Origin of the sequence: Limnochorda pilosa (assembly GCF_001544015.1) — a bacterium.
GTDB classification, from domain to species: domain Bacteria; phylum Bacillota; class Limnochordia; order Limnochordales; family Limnochordaceae; genus Limnochorda; species Limnochorda pilosa.
The window spans coordinates 3,107,708-3,128,484 of sequence record NZ_AP014924.1 but is presented as its reverse complement, the minus strand read 5'-3'; the positions used below and the strand labels follow the sequence as shown (position 1 = coordinate 3,128,484).

Annotated in this window: 18 protein-coding genes; 17 read left to right on the top strand and 1 reads right to left on the bottom strand. The window is 70.8% G+C overall.

What is annotated here, in order from left to right; all coding sequences use genetic code 11:
- Positions 1-10 precede the first annotated feature (10 nt).
- Positions 11-727: a hypothetical protein gene (locus LIP_RS13875; RefSeq protein ID WP_068139642.1), complete on the bottom strand. Its 717-nt coding sequence runs from the start codon at positions 725-727 to the stop codon at positions 11-13.
- Positions 728-1,338: 611 nt separating this feature from the next.
- Here LIP_RS13875 and LIP_RS13870 point away from each other — a divergent pair.
- The 17 genes from LIP_RS13870 to LIP_RS13790 all read left to right on the top strand — a co-directional run bounded on the left by LIP_RS13870 (position 1,339) and on the right by LIP_RS13790 (position 20,748).
- Positions 1,339-2,094, top strand: a complete 756-nt coding sequence (locus LIP_RS13870) for a basic amino acid ABC transporter substrate-binding protein (protein WP_068139638.1) — start codon at positions 1,339-1,341, stop codon at positions 2,092-2,094.
- Between the two features lie 171 nt (positions 2,095-2,265).
- Entirely contained in the window at positions 2,266-2,967 is a 702-nt protein-coding gene (locus LIP_RS13865) for an amino acid ABC transporter permease (protein WP_082726361.1), read from the top strand.
- 167 nt (positions 2,968-3,134) lie between these two features.
- Positions 3,135-3,332, top strand: a complete 198-nt coding sequence (locus LIP_RS13860; RefSeq protein WP_068139635.1) for a cold shock domain-containing protein — start codon at positions 3,135-3,137, stop codon at positions 3,330-3,332.
- A gap of 235 nt (positions 3,333-3,567) precedes the next feature.
- Entirely contained in the window at positions 3,568-4,137 is a 570-nt protein-coding gene (gene hpf, locus LIP_RS13855; protein ID WP_068139631.1) for a ribosome hibernation-promoting factor, HPF/YfiA family, read from the top strand.
- A gap of 86 nt (positions 4,138-4,223) precedes the next feature.
- Positions 4,224-5,333: a hypothetical protein gene (locus LIP_RS13850; RefSeq protein ID WP_068139627.1), complete on the top strand. Its 1,110-nt coding sequence runs from the start codon at positions 4,224-4,226 to the stop codon at positions 5,331-5,333.
- Positions 5,334-5,398: 65 nt separating this feature from the next.
- On the top strand, positions 5,399-6,091 hold the full coding sequence (locus LIP_RS13845; RefSeq protein ID WP_068139623.1) for a hypothetical protein: 693 nt from the start codon (positions 5,399-5,401) through the stop codon (positions 6,089-6,091).
- A 1,047-nt stretch (positions 6,092-7,138) separates the two neighbouring features.
- A complete protein-coding gene (locus LIP_RS19030; protein ID WP_068139619.1) occupies positions 7,139-7,873 on the top strand; it encodes an HD-GYP domain-containing protein in 735 nt (244 codons plus the stop codon).
- 76 nt (positions 7,874-7,949) lie between these two features.
- Entirely contained in the window at positions 7,950-8,513 is a 564-nt protein-coding gene (locus tag LIP_RS13835) for a DUF5317 domain-containing protein (protein WP_068139616.1), read from the top strand.
- Positions 8,514-8,773: 260 nt separating this feature from the next.
- Positions 8,774-11,578: a preprotein translocase subunit SecA gene (secA, locus tag LIP_RS13830; protein ID WP_068139612.1), complete on the top strand. Its 2,805-nt coding sequence runs from the start codon at positions 8,774-8,776 to the stop codon at positions 11,576-11,578.
- A gap of 169 nt (positions 11,579-11,747) precedes the next feature.
- Positions 11,748-12,795 (top strand): peptide chain release factor 2 gene (gene prfB / locus LIP_RS13825; RefSeq protein WP_198409805.1). Its coding sequence is split into 2 segments (ribosomal slippage): positions 11,748-11,762 and positions 11,764-12,795, totalling 1,047 coding nucleotides; the frame shifts between segments, so codons are not numbered across the junction.
- Complete coding sequence (locus LIP_RS13820; RefSeq protein ID WP_068139607.1) at positions 12,792-13,526, top strand: LmeA family phospholipid-binding protein; 735 nt, start codon at positions 12,792-12,794, stop codon at positions 13,524-13,526. Before prfB ends, LIP_RS13820 begins: the two co-directional genes overlap by 4 nt.
- Entirely contained in the window at positions 13,516-15,447 is a 1,932-nt protein-coding gene (locus LIP_RS13815; protein ID WP_068139605.1) for a DUF5693 family protein, read from the top strand. Before LIP_RS13820 ends, LIP_RS13815 begins: the two co-directional genes overlap by 11 nt.
- Entirely contained in the window at positions 15,444-17,375 is a 1,932-nt protein-coding gene (locus LIP_RS18065; protein ID WP_082726359.1) for a WecB/TagA/CpsF family glycosyltransferase, read from the top strand. The genes LIP_RS13815 and LIP_RS18065 overlap by 4 nt, the downstream gene beginning before the upstream one ends.
- On the top strand, positions 17,372-18,289 hold the full coding sequence (locus LIP_RS13805; protein WP_082726358.1) for a YitT family protein: 918 nt from the start codon (positions 17,372-17,374) through the stop codon (positions 18,287-18,289). Before LIP_RS18065 ends, LIP_RS13805 begins: the two co-directional genes overlap by 4 nt.
- Entirely contained in the window at positions 18,279-19,139 is an 861-nt protein-coding gene (gene ubiE / locus LIP_RS13800) for a bifunctional demethylmenaquinone methyltransferase/2-methoxy-6-polyprenyl-1,4-benzoquinol methylase UbiE (RefSeq protein ID WP_198409559.1), read from the top strand. The genes LIP_RS13805 and ubiE overlap by 11 nt, the downstream gene beginning before the upstream one ends.
- Complete coding sequence (locus LIP_RS13795) at positions 19,136-19,741, top strand: TetR/AcrR family transcriptional regulator (protein ID WP_068139603.1); 606 nt, start codon at positions 19,136-19,138, stop codon at positions 19,739-19,741. The genes ubiE and LIP_RS13795 overlap by 4 nt, the downstream gene beginning before the upstream one ends.
- Entirely contained in the window at positions 19,738-20,748 is a 1,011-nt protein-coding gene (locus LIP_RS13790) for a nucleoside recognition domain-containing protein (protein ID WP_068139601.1), read from the top strand. Before LIP_RS13795 ends, LIP_RS13790 begins: the two co-directional genes overlap by 4 nt.
- Positions 20,749-20,777: the final 29 nt, after the last annotated feature.

The following is a 20,777-nucleotide window of genomic DNA, read 5'->3' as shown; positions in this document are numbered from 1 at the left end:
GCGTTCAAGCTCAGTGGCGACCGTTGAGGGCGGGCGGGTTCCAGCTGCGGACCACGGCCGGGCGCAGGTTGCCCGACGGGGTGCGGGTGAGTTGGGTCCCCTCGGGCTGCGCCGGGGCCTGAGCCGCCGGCGGCCGAAGCGGGGCCGCGGCGGCGTCTCGGGCCTGCAGCCACGTCACCAGATCCTCGACCCTCTGCCGCAGCTCTTGGTTCTCACGCCGCAGCGCCTCCAACTCACGCCGCACGTCCTCGCTGGGGAAGGGAAGCTCGTGACGCGCCCCGTGCGCCTGCGAGCGGGAACGACGGCCGGGCGGCGTGCGCAGCGACGGCCTGCTGGGGAAGGGAAGGGAAGGCTCGTCCACGGGGGCAGGGCCTGCCTGGAAGGGCGCGCGCCCGGGAGATCCCGCAGGTTCGGGCTGGGCACGGCCGGCCGCGAGCGCGGGGGCGGGCTCGATCAGGCCGGCGTCGTAGGAGGCATGGGCGCCAGGAGCGGCCAAGAACGCCTCGATCTCGCCCGGGCCGTAGCCTTGCGCCCGCAGCGAGACCGCGCGCCGCAGGTCCTGCAGGCGGCTCGCGGGCAGGTACGTGTCCCCGCCATCGTCCTGGGCCACACCGAGAACGAGAGCCAGCCGGCGCGCGAGGTACCTCAACGCCGGAAGGCTGGTGCCGACGGTCTGGGCGGCCTCAGGCAACGAAACCCAGCCGGGGCGCCCGTGGAGGTGTGCCATCGACCCGGCCCCCCTGTGGGCTTGGCATATTCTGCATATCGGCCGGAAATCCTCCGGCCATTAGGAAGGGGCCCGTCCGGAGCCCCGGGGAGCGACGACCCGCGGCCCCGGCGGCCTGCAGGCGCTCCGGGGGCGGGTGGCCTCGGCGTCCCCCAGGGCGTTGCGCACCCCCGCCGTCGCGAGTAGAATGATGGAGCCCGCCCGGGTCTGTGGTTGAGAGTCGAGGCTAGCCGCGGGCGAAGCGACCCACGTAAGGCAGCCCAAAACCTGGCTGCCGATCATGGCGCGGCTTAGGGTAAGTCCTGCCCGCCCCCAGGGCGAGAGAGGCCCATGCGGCGACGGAGAGGTGCGGCGTTCCGGGCCCGGCCCGGGGCAAGGCGCCCGGCAGGCGAGTGTGGGGGCAAAGACCAGGTCAGCCGGGCGGGCAGCTTTCCCCCTTCGCCGCCCACCGCGTGCCTGCTCCATGGATGGGAGTGGGATGGGAGCGGTTTCCTCAGAAGGACATGGGATGCACTACGCCGAATCGTAAGCCCATCCGGCGTGCAGGTGCGATTCCAGTCGATGGCCCCGTCGTAAGTGATTCCTGGTGACGAGACTTGAGGAGGGGAACCATGAAGCGCTTGCTCTCCGCCATGGTGGCGGTGCTCTTGCTGGCGGCAGCCACCGTTTCGAGCCCTGTGGCCGTGGCAGCCCAGCAGACGTTGAGGGTGGGGTCGGACGTTGCCTATCCTCCCTTTGAATACGTGGACGAGCGGTCCGGAGAGTACGCCGGCTTCGACATGGACTTGATCCGGGCCCTGGGGGAGAAGATGGGGGTCAAGATAGAGATCGTCAACACCGCCTTCGACGGGATCATCCCCGCGCTGGTGATGGGCGAGTTCGACGCGATCATCTCCGCCATGACCATCACCGCCGAGCGCGCCGAGACGGTCAGTTTCTCCGATCCCTACTTCACCACCGGCCAGGTGATCGCCACCCGGCCCGACGAGACGGAGATCGCGGGCCCCGACGACCTGAAGGGCAAGGTGGTGGCCGTCCAGCTGGGCACCACCGGTCAGTTCGAGGCTGAGAAGATCCAGGGCCTCAAGCGGCTCGACACGTACCAGTTCGTCGACCAGGCCTTCAGCGCGCTGGCCAACCGGTCGGCCGACGCCGCGGTGGTGGACGAGCTGGTGTCGATCGAGTACATGAAGCAGCACCCCGACGCCATCAGGGTGGTGGGCGAGCCCTTCACCACCGAGGACTACGGGATCGCCGTGCGGAAGAGCGATACCGAACTCCTGGAGAAGATCAACCGGGCCCTGGCGCAGCTGCGTGCCGATGGAACCTACGACGAGCTCTACCAGAAGTGGTTCGGGGTGAACTAGCCGCCTTCAGGGTGGCGTTCAGCCCGCATGTCAAAAGGGGCGAGTTGGAAGGCCCGCCCCCGATACCGGGTCTGCATCCGGAGCCCGGTCATGGTCTGAACGGGGCGCCTGCCGGCCGTGAAGGAAGGGACGTGGCGGGCGCCCCGTCCCGCGTGAGAGGTGGGGGATCGAGTGGATCTACGCTGGGATCTGGTCCTGCCCAGGTGGCCGTACATCCTCGAAGGGGCCTGGCTCACCGTTCGCCTGACCGGCATCTCCGTCGGCATCGGGCTCGTGATCGGGACGCTGGTGGGCATCGCGCGCCTGGCCCGGCCGTGGCCCGTCCGGTCGCTGGCCTCGGCCTACATCACCTTCTTTCGAGGCACACCGCTGCTGGTACAGATCTTCCTCGTCTACTTCGGCCTGCCGCAGGTGATCGGACCCATTCCCCGGGAAATCGCGGGGATCACCGCCCTCTCCCTGAACTCTTCAGCGTACATCGCCGAGATCGTGCGTGCCGGGATCCAATCCATCGAGCGCGGGCAGCTCGAGGCAGGGTGGTCCACGGGACTCAGCCATGCCCAGACCCTGCGCCACATCATCCTGCCCCAGGCCTTCCGCCGCATCGTGCCGCCGCTGGGCAACGAGTTCGTGGCGTTGCTCAAGGACTCGTCGCTGGTGGCGGTCATCTCCCTGGAGGAGCTCCTGCGCAGGGGCCAGCTCGTGGCCACCCGGAACTTCCGCTTCTTCGAGATGTACATCTTCATTGCTCTGATCTACCTGGTGCTCACCGTGGGCATCTCGCAGCTGGTGAACCTGACGGAGGCGTGGCTGCGGGTGGGGGGCGAGCGGGGGACGCCGGCCCGTGCCCCGCGGGAACCCGTGGGCTCATAGGACGAGCGCGCGAGGGGTACGCTAGGGCCGGAGGCGGACAGGCTCAGAAGCGTGTCAATCGCTTGACACCCCCTGGGCGATGTGCTAGAGTGTACCTGCCTCTCGAACTTGCCTCTTGGCAGGGTTTGGCGGGGTAGTTTCGGCACGACAGGAGGAGTTTCACGAGCATGATCGGAAGGGTCAAGTGGTTCAGCGCTGAGAAGGGCTACGGCTTTATCGAGCGGGATGGCGGTCCGGACGTCTTCGTCCACTACTCCGCCATTCAGGACGAGGGTTTCCGGACGCTCGACGAGGGCCAAGAGGTCGAGTTCGAGATCGTCGAGGGTGCTCGCGGGCCTCAGGCGGCCAACGTCACCAAGATCTGACCCCAGACAACGCTCTTCACTGGATAGGGACCTCCCAACCGGGGGGTCCCTCTTTCTTGCGCACCACCAGGTGCCACCGGGTGCGGGCGCGCCTTCCCTTCCCCGAAGGTGGGTTATACTGTTTCAAGGTCGCCTGTTCGGCAGGAGTTCGAGCGGGGGGAGACCGAAGAGAGTCACGACCTCGGGGGAACGCGAGGCGGCTGGGTGTGCATTCGGTAGCGGGGAGGGGTCCGGCGTGCTCGAGACAGGGTCGATGCGGATCGTGGTCAAGGGCAAGAACATGGGTGTGACCCCCATCGCACGGGAGTATGCTCAGAAGAAGGTCAGCAAGCTGGCTCGCTTCTTTGACGGCTCCCACGCCGTCCTGGCCGAGGTGACCCTTCGCTCCGAGAAGGGCACGCAGATCGCCGAGGTCATCCTTCAGCTCGGTGGGCTCACCCTGCGCGGCGAGGGGAAGCGCGCGGAGATGCACGGGGCGGTGGACGAGGCCGTGGCCCGCATCGAGCGGCAGTTCCAGAAGTACCGGACGCGCATCCAGAGGCGGATGCAGACCGGCCCCAGCGCGGGCCAGATCGCGTCCCAGCAGGCCGCCGTGGAGGAGCCCGAGGCCGAGGGTCCCGAGCCGGATCGCATCGTCCGCACCAAGCGGTTCCCCGTGCGGCCGATGTCGGTGGAAGAGGCCGTGATGCAGATGGAGATGCTGGATCACGACTTCTTCGTCTTCGCCAACGCCGAGACGGGCGACATCAACGTGGTCTACCGCCGGCGGGACAGCGGCTACGGGTTGATCGAACCGGAGCTCTAGCCCCGGAGCCGCCCCTCCCGGGCAGCCTTCCACAATAACGACCGTTCCACGAAACGAGGGAGCCTTCGACGCGCACGACCGCGCTGGTGATCTTCGAGGGTGGTCCGGCGGCCAGCCTGCCCGAGCGGATGATGCAGCAGGCGCGCGAGGGCATGGTGCTGGACCGGATCGAGCAGGCACGCAGGATTCACGCGCTGGACCGGTCGATCCTGGTGACCGATCGCCCCGAGATGGCTCGGCACGCCGAGGCTCTGGGTGCCCACGTGCACCTGACCGGAAGCGAGCCCTTCCACTTCGGGAAGACCCTGCGAGACGTGGTCCTTCGCCACGCCCTCGACGCGGTGCTGTACGTGGGTGGAGGCGCAGCCCCCCTGGCCCACACGCTGGAGCTGGGGCAGATCGCGAGCCTCCTGAAGCGGTCCGAGCCCTTCGTGGCCGCCAACAACTACCACTCGGCGGACGTGGTCGCCTTCGCGCCGGCCCGGAGCGTGCTGGAAGCGGAGCTCCCCCCCATCGACAACCTCCTTCCCCAGGCCCTGGAGGAGGCGGGGCTCCCCTATCGCCCCCTGCCCCGGAGCCTGGGGATCAACTTCGACGTGGACACGCCCAGCGACCTGATGGTGCTGGCGGTGCATCCGGGGGTGGGACGCCGCACGGCGGCCGCACTCGCCCGCCTGGGGCTCGAGCTGGACCGCGTCCGCCTTGCCCGGGACCGCCTCATGTCCCGGGAGAGCGACGTGCTGATCTTCGGCCGGGTGGGCGGGCCGCTCTTCGCCTACCTGGACGAGACGACCCATTGCCGCCTCCGCCTCTTCAGCGAGGAGCGGGGCATGAAGGCCCTGGGGCGCGAGGCGCGGGGCGAAGTGACCTCCCTCATCGGGTTCCTGGTGGACGAGGTGGGGCCCGCCGGCTTCATCGACCGTCTGACCCGCCTGGCCGACGCGGCCTTTGTCGACACCCGCGTCCTCTGGGCCCACCGGCGGTCGACCCCGTCCGCGGCCGACCGTTTCTACTCGGACCTGCTTCTCCCAGACGCGATCGAGGACCCATTCACCCAGGAGCTGACCCGGGCGGCGCGGGAGGCGCCCATTCCCGTCCTCCTGGGCGGTCACTCGCTGGTAGCCGGGGGTGTCTGGGCCCTGATGGACGCCGCGCTCAGGAACAAGCAGGAACTCCCAGCCGTTCCTAGAATTTGATACCAGCAGGCCGACACGACGGCGCCATACGGGCCGTTCCCGCCAGGATGGGAGGGCACTCCGCCGTGGGCGAGATGGGGGATCCGCCGGCCGGGAGCCGGGTCGACCCGGACGAGCTCGAACAGGCGATCGCCAGGGTGCGGGGAGCGCTTTCGGCCCGTGTCGTCTTCACGCCGGGCGGGGATGCGGTCGAGGAGATCCACGTGCTCGCGCACACGGGGCGGACGCCCAAGCAGATCGTTCGAGACGTGGTCTCCCTCTGTCAGGCGCAGTTCGGGCTTGAGATCGACCACCGCGTCGTCAGCGTGGCGCAGGTGGAGGCCGAGGAGGCCCCGGCAGGAGGCCCGGACGAGGAGCCCAGGCTGCAGATCGACTCGATCCTGGTGGAGAACCGCCAGAAGACCATCCGGGTCCGGGTGCAGCTCCAGCAGGGCGAGGCCCTCTACGAGGGTGAGTCCGAGGGGAGCGCCCAGGGAGCCAACGGGATCCGGCTCGGGGCAGAGGCGGTCATCCGGGCGATCCAGGAGTTCATGGAGGGGCTCTGCCGCATCACCCTGGAGGACGTTCTAGCCGTGGAGATGGGCGATGCGGAGGCCGTGGTCGCCGCCGTCCAGCTCAGTGTCCGCGGGAGGATGCCCGAGTCCCTCGTGGGGAGCGCCCTGGTGCAGAGTGACCCGGTGGAGGCGGCGGTGCGGGCGGTGCTGGACGCCCTGAACCGCAAGCTGATCTTGTTCAATCTCGAAGAGGAGCTGGTGTGACATCCCCCCTGGCCGGCGGGCTTTGTACCGCCAGGCCGACGCTCGGCTCTCGACCGAATGGAGACGGTGCCTGCCGCGGATGGGGTCCGCCGCACGATGGGCGGTCGGCAGGGACCGGCGGAGTCACCCGGGTCGGGGCTGGAGCGATGAAAAGTGAAGAGTTTTGCCGTTACCGGCACCGTCAACCAAGCACCACCATCGCAGCATCAACGTAGCCGCGGGGGAAGAGGACGGCTCATCGTCAAACCCCTATGGGGAAGCGAAGCGGAACTTGCGGTCCGCCGCGAGCGAAGCGGTGCGGACCAGCCCCAGCCAAAGGGGGATGAGCCATGAAGGCCCGTCTTCTGCTGATCCTGGCCACGCTCGCTAGCTTGGTGCTCGCCGGCGGGGCGCTTAAGTCTATCGACCCCGACGCGTGATCAATCGACGGTGCCGGTTTTTCGGGGGGAGTTTCACGTGGCGGTCGATGTCAAGACTCGAAGACGACTCACTCTCACCGGGCTACTGTATCTGGCGTTGACCAGTCTCACATGGCCAGCGGTGCACTATCCATCTAACTGGAATCTCGTCCATCTCTTCGCCCTCTTCGGTATGGCGTGGCTCGCCGAGTCGGACAATGTACCTGTTCCGCAACTAAAGGCACATCTCTCCCTATCGTTCACGGTTTTCCTAGCAAGCCTCATGATTCTAGGGCCTTTGCCCTCGGCCGTCGTCGTTGCAGCTGTTGCTGGGGTGGAGGGAATCCGTAGACACTACCCGCCCCTCAACTTCATTTACAACGTAGGACAGATGTATCTTAGTGTCTTGGCCACTGGTACAGTCCTAGCATGGCTCGGCGGTGTTCCGCCAAATCCAGGGAACCTCGCATCGTTACTTCCTCTTTTCGTTGTGGCCGTGGTGGTCACGTTTGCTACGAACACGGCCTTCGTGGATGCGTTCATTGCAACGCGTTCGCCTTCTTTTTGGTCAGGATTTCGATCCACGTTTACGATCGATGTTCGGTGGTCGCTGCTGAGTTACGCGATCACCGCAACCCTCGGTATCCTCATGTACTACGTCTACCTTACTCCCCTCGGGCTCGTGGGGATCGCGCTCCTGCTTCTGTCTCTCGTGGCCGTTCGCTTCACCGTGCGCCAGAACGCCGAGTTGCGCGAAGCCCACATCGAAACCATGCGCATCCTCTCCGAGGTCCTCGATGCCCGAGACCCCTACACCCATGGTCACTCGACGCGGGTCGCGGAGCTGGCGAAGGCGATCACGGAGGTCCTTGGCTTGCCCGAACCGGAACAGCAGGTGATCGAGTCGGCCGCGTTGCTGCACGACATCGGCAAGATGACCGTGGGCGACGACATCCTGTTCAAGGGCGGTTCGCTCAACAACGCCGAGTATGCCCGGATGCAGGAGCACCCCGAACGGGGCGCCCAGATGATCCGCCCCATCGGCTTCCTGCGCGAGGTGCAGCAGATCGTTCGTTACCACCACGAACGATACGACGGCGGCGGCTATCCTCGCGGCATCGCCGGCGCGCAGATTCCGCTCGGGGCCCGGATTCTCGCGGTGGCGGACGCGTGGGACGCGATGGTGATCGATCGGGCCTACCGGCCGGCCTACTCACACGAGTACGCCGCCCGGCAGATCCGGGCGGGGCGGGGCACGCAGTTCGATCCCCGCATCGTGGACGTCTTCCTGGACCAGGTGTTGCCCGCCAAGGGCATCCTGGTGCCCAAGGCCGAGGCCGCCCCGGCCCCCCGGGCCGCGCCGGCGGAGGGACACCCGGGGTAGAGGGGTTCGCCCGCCCCGCGCCCGGATCGAATGACGGCCCCGGCCGTAACTAGCAACAGCGCACGGGAGGTCACCCATGCTCCTCGACTTCATGGTTCTCGGCATCCTCGCCGGTTGGCTGCGGGGCGGGCGGATCCGAAACGTGGCGGATCTGGAGCTCCGCTGGATCCCGGCCATCCTGGCCGCCTTCCTCCTCCAGTTCGCCTTCGGGGCGGCGGCGGGCCGAGGGTTGAGCGGGGTCGCGGCCTACGCGCCCTACATCTACCTCCTCAGCTTCGTCCTGCTCCTGGGTGCGTTCTGGATGAACCGGGAGAAGCCGGAACTGCTGGTGATGGGCGCCGGGGTCTTCTCCAACTTCCTGGTCATCGCGGCCAACGGGGGCAAGATGCCGGTGCTCACCGAGGCGGTCCTCCGGCTGGGGGGCGCCCGGGCCGTGAGCCGCATGGAGGCCGGGGCGGAGCTCTTCCACCAGCTCACCGGCGCCTCCACCCGCCTCGCTTTCCTGGGGGACTGGATGACCCTGCCGCCCCCCTACCCGCGCCCCGTCATCTTCAGCCTGGGCGACGTCCTCATCGGGGTGGGCATCTTCCTGCTGATGCAGCGGGCCATGGTGCCCCGCCGCCGCACCGAGCCCGCCTGATCCCCCTTTCCGCCTCCTGGCCGCGCCGGGTCCCCTTGGACAGGCTGGCACCGATGGGCTCCCCTGGCGGCAGCGCGCAGGCGCCGGGCCGCCCTTCGGACCGTTCGCTCCGGCTCCCGCGGTTGTTCGGCCCTTTCCCGGCATGGTATAATACGCGTCGGCCGGCCACGCCCGGGGGCGAGCGGCCTTTTTCTTCGTGGCGGCTTCCGATGGGAGGCCAGGCGCAGGCCCCCGGGCCTGGCGGAAAGGTGGCGAGTTGCGTGCTCGAACAGCTGAGCAAGCTCTTCGACAGCAACGAGAAGGAGATCCGGCGGCTCAGGCCCAGGGTGGAGCAGATCAACGCCCTGGAGCCCGAGGTGTCCGGGCTGAGCGACGCGGAGCTGCAGGCCAAGACGGGCGAGTTCCGCCAGCGCCTGGAGCAGGGAGCGTCCCTCGACGACCTCCTCCCCGAGGCCTTCGCGGTGGTCCGGGAGGCGTCCCGGCGCGTCCTGGGCATGCGCCCCTTCGACGTGCAGCTCATGGGCGGCATCGTGCTCCACGAAGGCCGCATCGCCGAGATGAAGACCGGCGAAGGCAAGACCCTCGCTGCCACGCTCCCCGTGTACCTCAACGCCCTGGCGGGCAAGGGCGTCCACGTGGTGACGGTCAACGACTACCTGGCCCGGCGCGACGCCGAGTGGATGGGCGCCATCTACCGGTTCCTGGGGCTCTCGGTGGGCACCATCCTCCACGGCCTGGACTTCGCGGCCCGCCGCCAGGCCTACGGCTGCGACATCACCTACGGCACCAACAACGAGTTCGGCTTCGACTACCTCCGGGACAACATGGTGCTCCGCCAGGAGCAGATGGTGCAGCGGGGGCTCGAGTACGCCATCGTCGACGAGGTGGACTCCATCCTCATCGACGAGGCCCGCACGCCGCTGATCATCTCGGGCCCCTCGGACGAATCGCCCGAGTGGTACTACCGCTTCGCCCAACTGGTGCCCCGGCTCAAGCGGGAAGAGGACTACACCGTGGACGAGAAGGCCCGCACCGTGGGCCTCACCGAGGCGGGCACGGCCAAGGTGGAGAAGGAGCTGGGCGTCGAGAACCTCTTCGACGACGTCCACTGGGAGCTCTCCCACTACCTCCAGCAGGCGCTGAAGGCGCACGCCCTCTTCAAGCGCGACCGCGACTACGTGGTGAAGGACGGCGAGGTCATCATCGTCGACGAGTTCACCGGCCGCCTCATGTTCGGCCGGCGCTACTCGGACGGCCTCCACCAGGCCATCGAAGCCAAGGAGAAGGTGAAGATCCAGCAGGAGAGCCAGACCCTGGCCTCCATCACCTTCCAGAACTATTTCCGCATGTACCGGAAGCTCGCCGGCATGACGGGCACGGCCAAGACCGAAGAGGAAGAGTTCATGAAGATCTACGGCATGGACGTGGTGGTGATCCCCACCAACGCGGCCATGATCCGGGAGGACCACCCCGACGCGGTCTACAAGACCGAGAAGGCCAAGTTCGAGGCCGTGGTCGAGGAGATCGCGGAGATGCACGAGACGGGCCAGCCGGTGCTGGTGGGTACCATCTCCATAGAGAAGTCCGAGCGGCTGTCGGCCATGCTCAAGCGGCGGGGCGTGCCGCACCAGGTGTTGAACGCCAAGTACCACGAGAAGGAAGCCGAGATCGTCGCCCAGGCCGGCCGCCTGGGAGCCGTCACCATCGCCACCAACATGGCCGGGCGCGGCACCGACATCATGCTGGGCGGCAACCCCGACTTCCTGGCCCGCCAGGAGATGCGCCGGCACGGCTACGAACCCGAGATGATCGCCCTCGCGGCTGAGAAGGGACCCGTAGACGACCCCGACGTGGCCAAGGCCCGCGAGGTCTACGGGCGCATGTACGAGGAGATCAAGCGCCAGACCGACGAGGAGCACCGCCGGGTGGTGGAGCTGGGCGGGCTCCACATCATCGGCACCGAGCGCCACGAGTCGCGCCGCATCGACAACCAGCTCCGGGGCCGGTCCGGCCGCCAGGGCGACCCGGGCTCCTCCCGCTTCTACGTCTCCCTCGAGGACGACCTGATGCGCCTCTTCGGCAGCGAGCGGATCAGCGGGCTGATGGAGCGCCTGGGCTGGGAGGACGACGTGCCCATCGAACACCGGCAGGTGAGCCGGGCCCTGGAGAACGCGCAGAAGAAGGTGGAGTCGCGCCACTTTGAGATCCGCAAGCAGGTGCTGGAGTACGACGACGTGCTCAACCAGCAGCGGGAGCTCATCTACGAGCAGCGGCGCAAGGTGCTCATGGGCGAGAGCCTGGAGGAGACCATCCTCCAGTTCGTCACCGATGCGGTGAAGCGCCTGGTGGAGGAGTACGCGCCCGAGAAGGTCCACCCCGAGGAGTGGGACCTGCAGAGCCTGCGCGAGCGCTACCTGGAGATCTTCAACCGGCGGGTGGCGGTGCCCGACGAGCTCCTGGCGGCGGAGAACCGGGAAGAGCTGGCCGAGCGCCTCACCGAGGCCGCCCAGGCGGCCTACCGGAAGCGAACCGAGGAGCTGGGCGAGGCGACCATGCGGGAGCTGGAGCGCTTCCTGCTCCTCCGCATGGTGGATAGCAAGTGGATGGACCACCTGCGCAACATGGACGACCTGCGGGAGGGCATCGGCCTGCGGGCCTTGGGCCAGCAGCACCCGCTCATCGAGTACCGGCGCGAGGGCTTTGCCATGTTCCAGCAGATGGTCGACTCGATCCAGGAGGACACGGTGGCCTACCTCTTCAAGGTAGAGCCCGTCGCCCAGCCGGGAACCGCCGCTCCCTGGGCCCGCCGGCCCCGGGCGCTGGACCGGGCCCGGGCCGAACACCCGCCGCTCGCGGTCATGTCGAGTGGGCAGCGGCGGGCGGCGGGGGGCGGTGCGCCCGGAGCGGCCCCGGCGGCCGGGGGAGGCCCCGGCGGCCCGGCCCGCCCGGCCCCCGTGCAGCCCCGCCGGGTCCAGAAGGTGGGCCGGAACGACCCGTGCCCCTGCGGCAGCGGCAAGAAGTACAAGAAGTGCCACGGGGCCCCGGGCCGGGCCGCCGAGGGCTGAGGCACCGGGCCTTCGCCCTTCCGAGCCCGCCGGCGCAGGAAGGGCGGGCCGCGGAAAGCCGGATGGGGAGCAAGACGGGGAAGGGGGAGCGCACGTGGCGTTTGATCTGCACCTGGAGCAACCGGAGCTGCAGGGCCGCCTGAAGGACGTGCGGCGACGCATCGACGAAATGGGGCAGTACCTTTGACGTTGAAGGCCTGAAGCGGCGGGCGGACGAGCTGGAGGCCACCATGGCCCAGCCCGGCTTCTGGGACGATCCCCAGGCTGCGCAGAAGGTAGTCACCGAGGCGAGCCGCATCCGCGAGCAGGTGCGCGACTGGGAGGCCCTCGGCCGCCGCGCCGACGACGTGGCCGTCCTCTTGGACCTGGCCCTGGAGGAGCACGACGCGGAGAGCGCCCGGGAGGCCGCCCGCGACCTGGTCGCCCTCGAGCAGGCCGTGGACCGCATGGAGCTTGCGACCCTGCTCTCGGGCCCGTACGACGGGCAGGACGCGATCCTCTCCATCCACCCCGGCGCCGGCGGCACCGAGTCGCAGGACTGGGCGCAGATGCTCCTGCGCATGTATACCCGCTGGGCGGAGGAGGGCGGGTACCAGGCCGAGCTCCTGGACCTGCTCCCCGGCGACGAGGCGGGCCTCAAGAGCGCCACCCTCTCCATCCGGGGTAAGAACGCGTACGGCTACCTGAAGGCCGAGAAGGGCGTCCACCGGCTGGTGCGCATCTCGCCCTTCGACGCCTCCGGCCGCCGGCACACCTCCTTCGCCTCCGTCGACGTCCTCCCCGACGTGCAGGAGGCGAATGAGGTGGAGGTGCGCCCCGAGGAGCTGAAGATCGACACCTACCGGGCCAGCGGCGCGGGCGGCCAGTACGTCAACAAGACCGAGTCCGCCATCCGCATCACCCACCTGCCCACGGGCCTGGTGGTCACCTGCCAGACGGAGCGCTCGCAGCACTCCAACCGGGAGGCGGCCATGAAGATCCTGAAGGCCCGCCTCCTCGCGCTCAAGCTCGAGGAGCAGCGCCAGAAGCTCGACGAGCTCCGGGGCCAGCAGGGCGAGATCGCCTGGGGCAACCAGATCCGCTCCTACGTCTTCGCCCCCTACACGATGGTGAAGGACCACCGCACCGGGGCCGAGACGGGCAACGTCCAGGCGGTGATGGACGGCGACCTGGACCTCTTCATTCAGGCCTACCTGCGCAGCAGGGGACGGGCATGAACCGGGGGGCGGTGCGCCGGGCGGCCCGGATCACCGGCCTCGTCCTCGCGCTGGGGCTCGCAGCCCAGGTGCTCCTGCCGCCGGCGACGGGGGCGCTCCTGGGCCGGCTCCTGCGCTCGGACCTGAAGGCCGAGGGCCCGGTGATCGTCCGGGTGAGCAGCATGCCTGCCCTGGAGCTCTTGGTGGGCCGGGTGGACCGGCTGCGGGTGGACGCCCGCGCGATCCATCTGGACGATCTGGCCGTGGACACCCTCCTGGCCGACGTGAGCGACCTCTGGGTGGACGTGCCCTCCCTCCTCCAGGGCCGCTTCGCGACCGGCGGGCAGGGCGAGGCCCGGGCCCGGCTGGTGCTGACTGAGGAAGGCCTCAACCAGTACCTCTGGACGAAGGTGGACCCCTCCCGCCGCTTCAGCATCCGCCTGGCCCAGGAGGGCGCAGCCCTGGAGGGCAGCTTCCTGGGCCCGGTGCTGCCGGTGCGGGTGGAGGGCCGCCTGCTCCTGGAGGGTCCGGCCCACATCCGCTTCCAACCCGAGCGGGTCTCGGTGCGGGAGGCGGAGTTGCCCCAGCCGCTGCTTCGGGTGCTGGGCGAGGAGCTCGTCTTCCCCGTGGACGTGGAGCAGCTGCCGGTGGAGATCGGGCTCGACGACCTCACCATGGGGGACGGCTGGCTGGTGGCCACGGGGAGCAGCGAGGCCCTGAACCGGAAGGAGGGCCGGGAGGGTGAGGTCTGAGGCGACCGGTCCCCCGGCTCGCGCCGGGGCGTTCGCATCGGGGCGGAGACCGGACTCTCCCCGGCTGGAGTGGCTGGCCGCAGCGCTGCTGGCGCTGGGGCTCGTGGCAGCGTTGCCCGTCCTGGTTCAGCGGGCGCGCGTGGAGGCGGGGTACCGGCAGGTCGCGCTGGTGGCCGAGCTGCCCGGTGCCTCCTGGAGCACAGCCCTACCCAGCCTGGGGCCCGCCCTGCGCGAGCGGGGGGTGAGCACGCTGCTCCTGCCCGCCGAACGGCTGGACGATCCCCTTTCGTTGGACGCCGTGCGTGCGTCAGGCTTTCCGGTCTTCCTCTTCTGGAGTCACACGCCGACCCTGCCCGAGCTGGACGAGGGCCTGGAACGGTCGCGCCGGGCGGGCCTGGAGGTCCTCCTGGCGGGGGGCGTCTCGGGTGGGGGAGCGGACGGGCCCAACCAAGGCGATGAGAGCACGCGGCTCGGGGGCGGCCCGCTCATCGCCCTCGTCGAGCTGGAGGGAAGCCCCTTCTGGACCCTCCTTGCCCGGAAGGACCCGGGCCGGAGCGTGGTGGTCCATCGGATCCCCCCGGCCGACTGGACCGAGTATCAGGGCGCCGGCGCCTTCGAGGCCCGTCTCGCCCGCTACGTGCGGGCGGTGCGGGAGCGGCAGGTGCGGGCGCTGGTCCTTCCGGTGCTGCCTGGTCCCGACGGCTCGCCGGACCTGGGCTACGTGGAGGCGGCGGCCGAGCGGTTGCGGGCCGATGGCTTCCGGCTGGGAGGAGCCCCGGTCCTGCCCCCCTTCGGCGCGAGCGGGCTCCAGCGCTTCCTCGTGGGTGCCGCGGTGGGGGCGGCCCTCTTCCTGACGGTACGCCTCCTGCCCGGTTCCCTGGGGTTCGGGAACGCCCTGCGCTGGGCCAGGGGACCGAGCTGGGCGGCGCTTCCGGGGCTCGTGGGGACCTCCCTGGTCCTGGGCCTCGTCGCCCTCGTTCCGAGCCTGACGCCCGGCCCGGGGGACGGTCCGGGCGCCTCAGGCGCAGCGCTGGCTGCCTTCGTCGCGGCCGTGGTCTTCCCGACCTGGGCCGTGCTCTCCCTCCGGCTCCCGGGCGGATCACCGGCGGCGGGTGTCAACCGGCCGCTGCCCGGGCTGGTCCGGGCCACGCTCCTCTCCCTGGCGGGAGGGCTGCTGGTGGCCGGCCTCCTTTCCGACCGCTCCTTCCTCCTCCGGCTCGACGTCTTCAGGGGGGTGAAGGCGATGCACCTGCTCCCTCCCTTGCTGGTGGGCGCGGTGCTGCTGCCGGCACCGCTCCGTGCCTTCGTCTCCCAGGCATGGGGGCGAGCCGGGCACCCCGGAACCGTGACGGCGCCCCAGCGGGGCGGGCTCTCCTGGGCCGGCGCCGGGCTCGCGGCCCTGGCTGCGCTCCTGGTCGCCGCGGTCGGCATCTACTACCTGGGGCGCACGGGTAACGAGCTGGTGCCCGTTCCCGCCTGGGAGCGGCACCTGCGGGACTGGATCGAGGCCGTCCTCGGCGCCCGCCCCCGCTTCAAGGAGCTCTTCGGTCACGCCAGCCTGGTCGCGGGGCTGGCGGTCCTGGCCGGACCGGGTCCAACGGTGCGCGGGCCGGCCCCGGGGTCTGGGGGTGTTCCGGGGGGCGCCCCGGGTGAAGCCGGTCCCGGACCCGTCGCCTGGCTGGTGGGTACGGGGCTGGTGGTGGGGGGGTCCGTAGGGCAGCTCTCGCTGGTGAACAGCCTTGCCCACGTGCACCAGCCTCTCCTCTTCACCCTGCAGCGGATCGCCTATGGCTGGGTGGGAGGCCTGGTGCTGGGCCTCTTCCTGGCGGTGGCGGTGCGCTGGAGGCTCGGCCGGGTGGGGGACCGCACCCCAGGGGCAGCCGGTGCGGGGGGCGGCGAGCCGGGGCGGGGGACGCGATGAGCCCCGTGGTCCTTTCGGGGTACTACGGGTTCGGCAACACCGGCGACGAGGCCATCCTCGAGGTGGTGGCAGCGGCGCTCCGTTCGGGCGCGCCGGGCGTCCCGCTGCGGGTGCTCTCCGCGGACCCGGCCGCGACGGCGCAGCGCCTGGCCCGGATCGGCGTGGTCTCCCCTCAGGAGGCTGAGCAGGTGACCGTTTCGCGGGCTCCGGTCCGCGCCCTGGCGGAGGCCGGCTGGGCCGGGCTGCTGGTGAGTGGGGGCGGGGGGCTCCTGCAGGAGCGGACCAGCCGCCGGAGCCTCCTCTACTACCTGGCCCTGCTCCTCTGGGCGCGGGCCCGCGGCGTGCCGAGGGTGGTCTTCGCCCAGGGGGTGGGGCCGCTCTGGCGGCGGGGGAGCCTGCGCCTGACCCGAGCCGCCCTGGATGGGGCCACCATCTGGGTGCGCGACGGCGCCTCCCGCGCGCTGCTGGAAGACTTGGGGCTGCGCGGGGTTCAGGTGACGGCGGATCCGGTCTTCGCGGTCTGGAGCCCCCCGGAGGCGGTGGGCCCAGGGACGGAACCCTCGACGGAAGGCGGGGGGGCCCTGGGCGTGGTGCTGCGGCCCTCCGAAGGGCACGAGGGGCTGGAGCGTGATGCCGCCCTCCTGCGGTCCGTGGCGGGGGCGGCGGCGGTCCGGGGCATCCCCGTGAAGCTGATAGCCTTCCAGCCGGAGCGGGAGCGGGCCTGGGCCGAAGGGCTGGTGGCGCGGGTGCCGGGCGTCGAGCTGGAGGACCCGGACGCCTGGGCGGGGGCCACCCTCTCCGAGTGGCTTGCCGCCTTCAGGGGGCTCCGAGCTGTGGTCTCAGCCCGGTACCACGCCGTCGCCTTCGCGGCCCTCGCCAGCCGCCCGGCCCTGGCGCTGGCCGTGGATCCCAAGCTCACCCAGCTGGCGGCCGAGCTGGGCGTGCCGGACCAGTGCCTGGCGCCCCCGCTGGGACCCGGGGAGGTGGGTGCGGCCGTGGAGCGCCTCCTCGAGGAGGGACGGGCGGCCTCTCCGGAGGCCGTGGCCCGGCTGCGCGAGCGGGCGGAGGCGGGCCTGGCCGCGCTGGCCCGCCGGGCGTCGGAGCTCCTGTCGGGCCAGAGCGCGCCGGCGACCGCGGCCGGGGGCTGGAGGGCCCGCCGGTTCCACGTGCTGGGCGTGCCGGTGGACCCGGTGACCCTGGAGCAGGCGACGGCCATCGTGGCCGGCTGGTGCCAGGGGCCCATGCAGGAGGGGGGCCGGCAGGTGGTCACCTGCAACCCCGAGCTGGCCATGCACGCGCAGGCACCCGGGGAGGGCGGGGAGGCGTTGCGGGCGGTCTTGGCCCGGGCGGACCTGACCCTGGCCGACGGCGTCGGCCTGGTATGGGGCGCCCGGTTCCTGGGGCACGCCCTGCCCGGCAGGGTCGCCGGGGCGGACCTGGCCGAGCGGCTCTGCGGGGAGGCCGCCCGGTACGGCTGGCGTCTCTTCCTGTGGGGTGGAGAGCCCGGTGTGGCGCAGTCGGCGGCCGCCCGGCTGCGCGAGCGGTGGCCGGGTTTGCAGGTGGTGGGGACCGAGCACGGCTACCTGCGGGAGGGGGAAGAGGCCGCGGCCCTGGAGCGCCTCCGCCAGGCCCAGCCGCACCTGGTGCTGGTGGGTCTGGGCGCGCCCCGGCAGGAGCTCTGGATCGACCGGCTCCGGGCGACCGGGGAGGCTGCATCCCCCGCCCGGGTGATGCTGGGGGTCGGAGGCGTGCTCGACGTCTGGGCCGGCCGGAAGCCCAGGGCGCCGGGCTGGGTTCAGTGGCTCGGCTTGGAGTGGCTCTACCGCACGGTCCTGGAGCCGCGGCGCCTGCGCCGCCTGGTCGCGCTGCCCCGCTTCGTGGCGGCGGTGCTGGCCGAGCGGCTGCGGGGAGAGGGGGAGCGGGCATGAGCGAGCGGGTGCGGAGGGTGGTCCCCCGGTTCCTGGCCTATCTCTGGGTGGTGGTAGGCACGGTGGCCACCGCCCTCGCCCTGGACTGGTTCCTGGTGCCGAATCAGATCGCCGCCGGCGGGGTGAGCGGCCTGGCGACCATCACCTACCACTGGTTCGGCTGGCCCGTGGGCGTGGTGATGCTGGCCATCAACATCCCCCTCTTCCTCGCGAGCCTCCGCTTCCTGGGTCGCGAGTTCGGGATCAAGACGGTCGTGGGGGCGGTGAGCCTCTCCTTCTGGACCGACCTCCTGGCGACGCGGGTCGAACCGCTCACCCACGACCCGCTCCTCGCCGCCATCTACGGCGGGATCCTGGCCGGGGCGGGGATGGGCCTCTCCTTCCGGGCGGGCGGCTCCACCGGTGGCACCGACATGGCCGCCCGGATCACCGCCCACTTCACCGCCTTCAGCACCGGGCGGGCGTTGCTCCTGGCCGATGGCCTGGTGATCGTCGCGGCGGCCCTGGCCTTCTCGCCCGAGCTGGCCCTCTACGCGCTCCTGGCCGTCTTCCTCACCGGCAAGGCCATCGACCTGGTCCAGGAGGGCCAGAGCTACGCAAAGGCGGCCTACATCATCTCGAGCCGGGCCGAGGAGATCGGGCGGGCGGTGCTGGAGGAGCTGGAGCGGGGCGGAACCGCCCTGCACGGGACGGGGCTCTACACGGGCGAGCACCGGGAGGTGCTGCTGGTCATCGTCTCCCGGTCCGAGGTGGCCCAGCTCAAGGGGCTGGTCTCCCGCACCGATCCCAGGGCCTTCCTGGTCCTTCACGACGTCCACGAGGTGCTGGGCGAAGGCTTCGGGCCCATGACGCCCGCCCCCGGTGCGCCCCCGCCCCCGGGCGCGGGCAGGATTCGGCGACGGCGTGCGGTATAAGGTCCGGCATGGGGGCGTCTTGACGGTGGAGAAGGCGGAGTACGTCCAGGATCTCTTCGACGGCATCGCCCGGCGCTACGACCGGATGAACCTGATCATGACCGCTGGCGTCTGGCGTTACTGGCAGCGCGTCTTCCGGCGCGTGGCGGGCTTCCGCGACGGCGAGCAGGTGCTCGACGTCTGCTGCGGCACCGGCGACCTCACCTTCATGGCCGCCCGGGCCGTGGGGCCCGGGGGCGAGGTGGTGGGCCTGGACTTCTCCGCGGGGATGCTCGAGGTGGCGCGCCACAAGGCGACGGCCCTCAACGGGGCCGCCTCCGCCCTGGCTCCGATCCGCTGGGTGGAGGGCGACGCCCTGGCCCTGCCCTTCCAGGACGGGAGCTTCGACCGCATCGTCACCGGCTTCGGCATGCGGAACGTGGCCGACGTGGAGCAGGCCTTCCGGGAGATGGTCCGGGTCCTGAAACCTGGGGGCGAGGTGGTCTGCCTGGAGCTCTCGCACCCCCCCAACCCGATGCTGCGGATCCCTTACCTGGCCTACTTCCGCCACGTCGTCCCGCTGATGGGGGCGTGGGCGAACCGTCTGGCGCCCGGGGACGCTCCGGCGCCCTACCAGTGGCTCCCCGAGTCCCTCACCCACTTCCCGGACCAGGAGGGGCTGGCGGGCATCCTCCGGCGGGCCGGCCTCGAGGCGGTCCGCTACACGAACCTGACGGGCGGCATCGCCTGCGTCCACCAGGGCCGGAAGCCGGAGCAGGGCCCGGAGGCGGGCCGGTTGCGGGTGCCGGAACGGGACCGCGAGCCCGCGGGGGGCCGGGCGCGCCCGGTGGGCACCCGGCGACGCCCGTGAGCCCTTCGCCCCGGGCCGAGGAGGCCAAGGCCGCCACCCGCCGGCGGATCCTGGACGCGGCGGTGGACGTCTTCTCCCGGTTGGGATACCATCAGGCGGCCGTGGACGAGATCGTCCGGGAGTCCGGCACCTCCAAGGGCGCCATCTACTTCCACTTCCCCAGCAAGGAGTCCATCTTCTTCGCGGTGGTGGAGGAGTTCGCAGGCCTCCTGGAGCGGCGCATCGATCAGGCCATCGGCGAGCGCCGCGGCGCGGTGCACCGGGTGACCGCCGCGGTGGAGGTGGCCCTCGAGACCCTCTCCCGCCACCGGAAGCTGGCCAAGATCTTCCTGGTGGACGCGGTGGGCCTGGGGCCGCCCTTCGCCCAGCGGGTGCTGGCGGTGCACGAGCGCTTCACCGGCCTGGTGCAGCGCTACCTGGACCAGGCCGTGGCCGAGGGGGACCTGGAACCCCAGGACACGGCCCTGGCTGCGACCGTCTGGTTTGGGGCGCTGAACGAGCTCTTGCTCCGCTGGGTGCTGGACGAGAAGGCGGGCCCTGAGGTGCTCCAGGCCCAGATTCCCGCCCTCACCACCCTCTTGCTGAGGAGCGTGGGTCGATGACGCGGGACGGGGCCGGGGCTTTCCTTCGAGGCTGGTGGGGGCGGCTCACCCACACGCTGGCGGTGCTGCTGAGGGTGATGGTGCCGATCTTCCTGCTGATCTCGCTGCTGGAGGCGTCGGGGTGGATCGAGGAGGCCGGAAGGTGGCTGGGTGCCCCGCTGGCCCTGGTGGGCATCGGACCCAGGGCGGCCATCGCCCTCCTGGTGGGCGCCTTCGCCGGCCTGTACGCGGCCATCGGCTCCATGGCCTCCCTGGGGCTCACGCCGGCCGAGGCGCTGCCCGTGGCCCTCTTCCTCCAATTCGCCCACGCGCTGCCCATGGAGGCGGCGGTGGCCCACCAGGGCGGGGTGAGCGGCTGGCGCCACGCGGCCGCCCGGGTCGCGATGGGGGTGGTCGCAGCCGCGGCCGCGCCGCTGCTGGCGCCGCTGGCGCGGCTGGGTGAGGGCGGAGCGGCAGGAGACGTCGCTGCCACCGAGGCTGCCGGCGTCGCTACTGCCGGCGCGGTCGCCCCCGCGACGCCGGCCGTCCAGGGCTTCGGGCCCGTGTTGCTCCACTCTCTCGGGGCCCTGGGTGAGACGCTGCTCCTGCTGGTGGCCATCCTCGCCCCTCTGACCCTTCTGATCCAGCTCCTGGAGCACTCGGGCTGGCTCGAGCGCTGGTCGATCGCCACCACGCCCTGGATGCGACGGGTGGGGTGGACGGGCGAGGCCGCCTTTCCGCTCCTCACGGGCCTCTTCCTGGGGCTCATCTACGGTGCCGGGGTGATGATCGAGCGGTTCCAGCGGGGGAAGCTGAACCGGCGGGAGGGTTGGGAGCTCTTCCTCTTCCTGGGGGCGTGCCACTCGATCCTGGAGGATCCCTTCATCTTCACCGTGTCGGGCGTGGGGCCCGGAGCCCTCCTGCCCACCCGGATCCTGGCCGGCCTGCTGGTCCTGCTGGGCCTGGGCTGGAAGCGTCGAGGCCAGTCCCGTTCCGCTGCCGGGTACGCCCAGGTGTCAGGAGGGTGAGAAACCTGAGGCCGCGTACGGAGTACGCT

Coding starts and splice junctions, on each gene's coding strand:
- LIP_RS13875 (WP_068139642.1), bottom strand. CDS start 727: ATGGCACACCTCCACGGGCGCCCCGGCTGGGTTTCGTTGCCTGAGGCC.
- LIP_RS13870 (WP_068139638.1), top strand. CDS start 1,339: ATGAAGCGCTTGCTCTCCGCCATGGTGGCGGTGCTCTTGCTGGCGGCA.
- LIP_RS13860 (WP_068139635.1), top strand. CDS start 3,135: ATGATCGGAAGGGTCAAGTGGTTCAGCGCTGAGAAGGGCTACGGCTTT.
- LIP_RS19030 (WP_068139619.1), top strand. CDS start 7,139: ATGTACTACGTCTACCTTACTCCCCTCGGGCTCGTGGGGATCGCGCTC.
- LIP_RS13835 (WP_068139616.1), top strand. CDS start 7,950: ATGCTCCTCGACTTCATGGTTCTCGGCATCCTCGCCGGTTGGCTGCGG.
- LIP_RS13820 (WP_068139607.1), top strand. CDS start 12,792: ATGAACCGGGGGGCGGTGCGCCGGGCGGCCCGGATCACCGGCCTCGTC.
- LIP_RS18065 (WP_082726359.1), top strand. CDS start 15,444: ATGAGCCCCGTGGTCCTTTCGGGGTACTACGGGTTCGGCAACACCGGC.
- LIP_RS13805 (WP_082726358.1), top strand. CDS start 17,372: ATGAGCGAGCGGGTGCGGAGGGTGGTCCCCCGGTTCCTGGCCTATCTC.
- LIP_RS13790 (WP_068139601.1), top strand. CDS start 19,738: ATGACGCGGGACGGGGCCGGGGCTTTCCTTCGAGGCTGGTGGGGGCGG.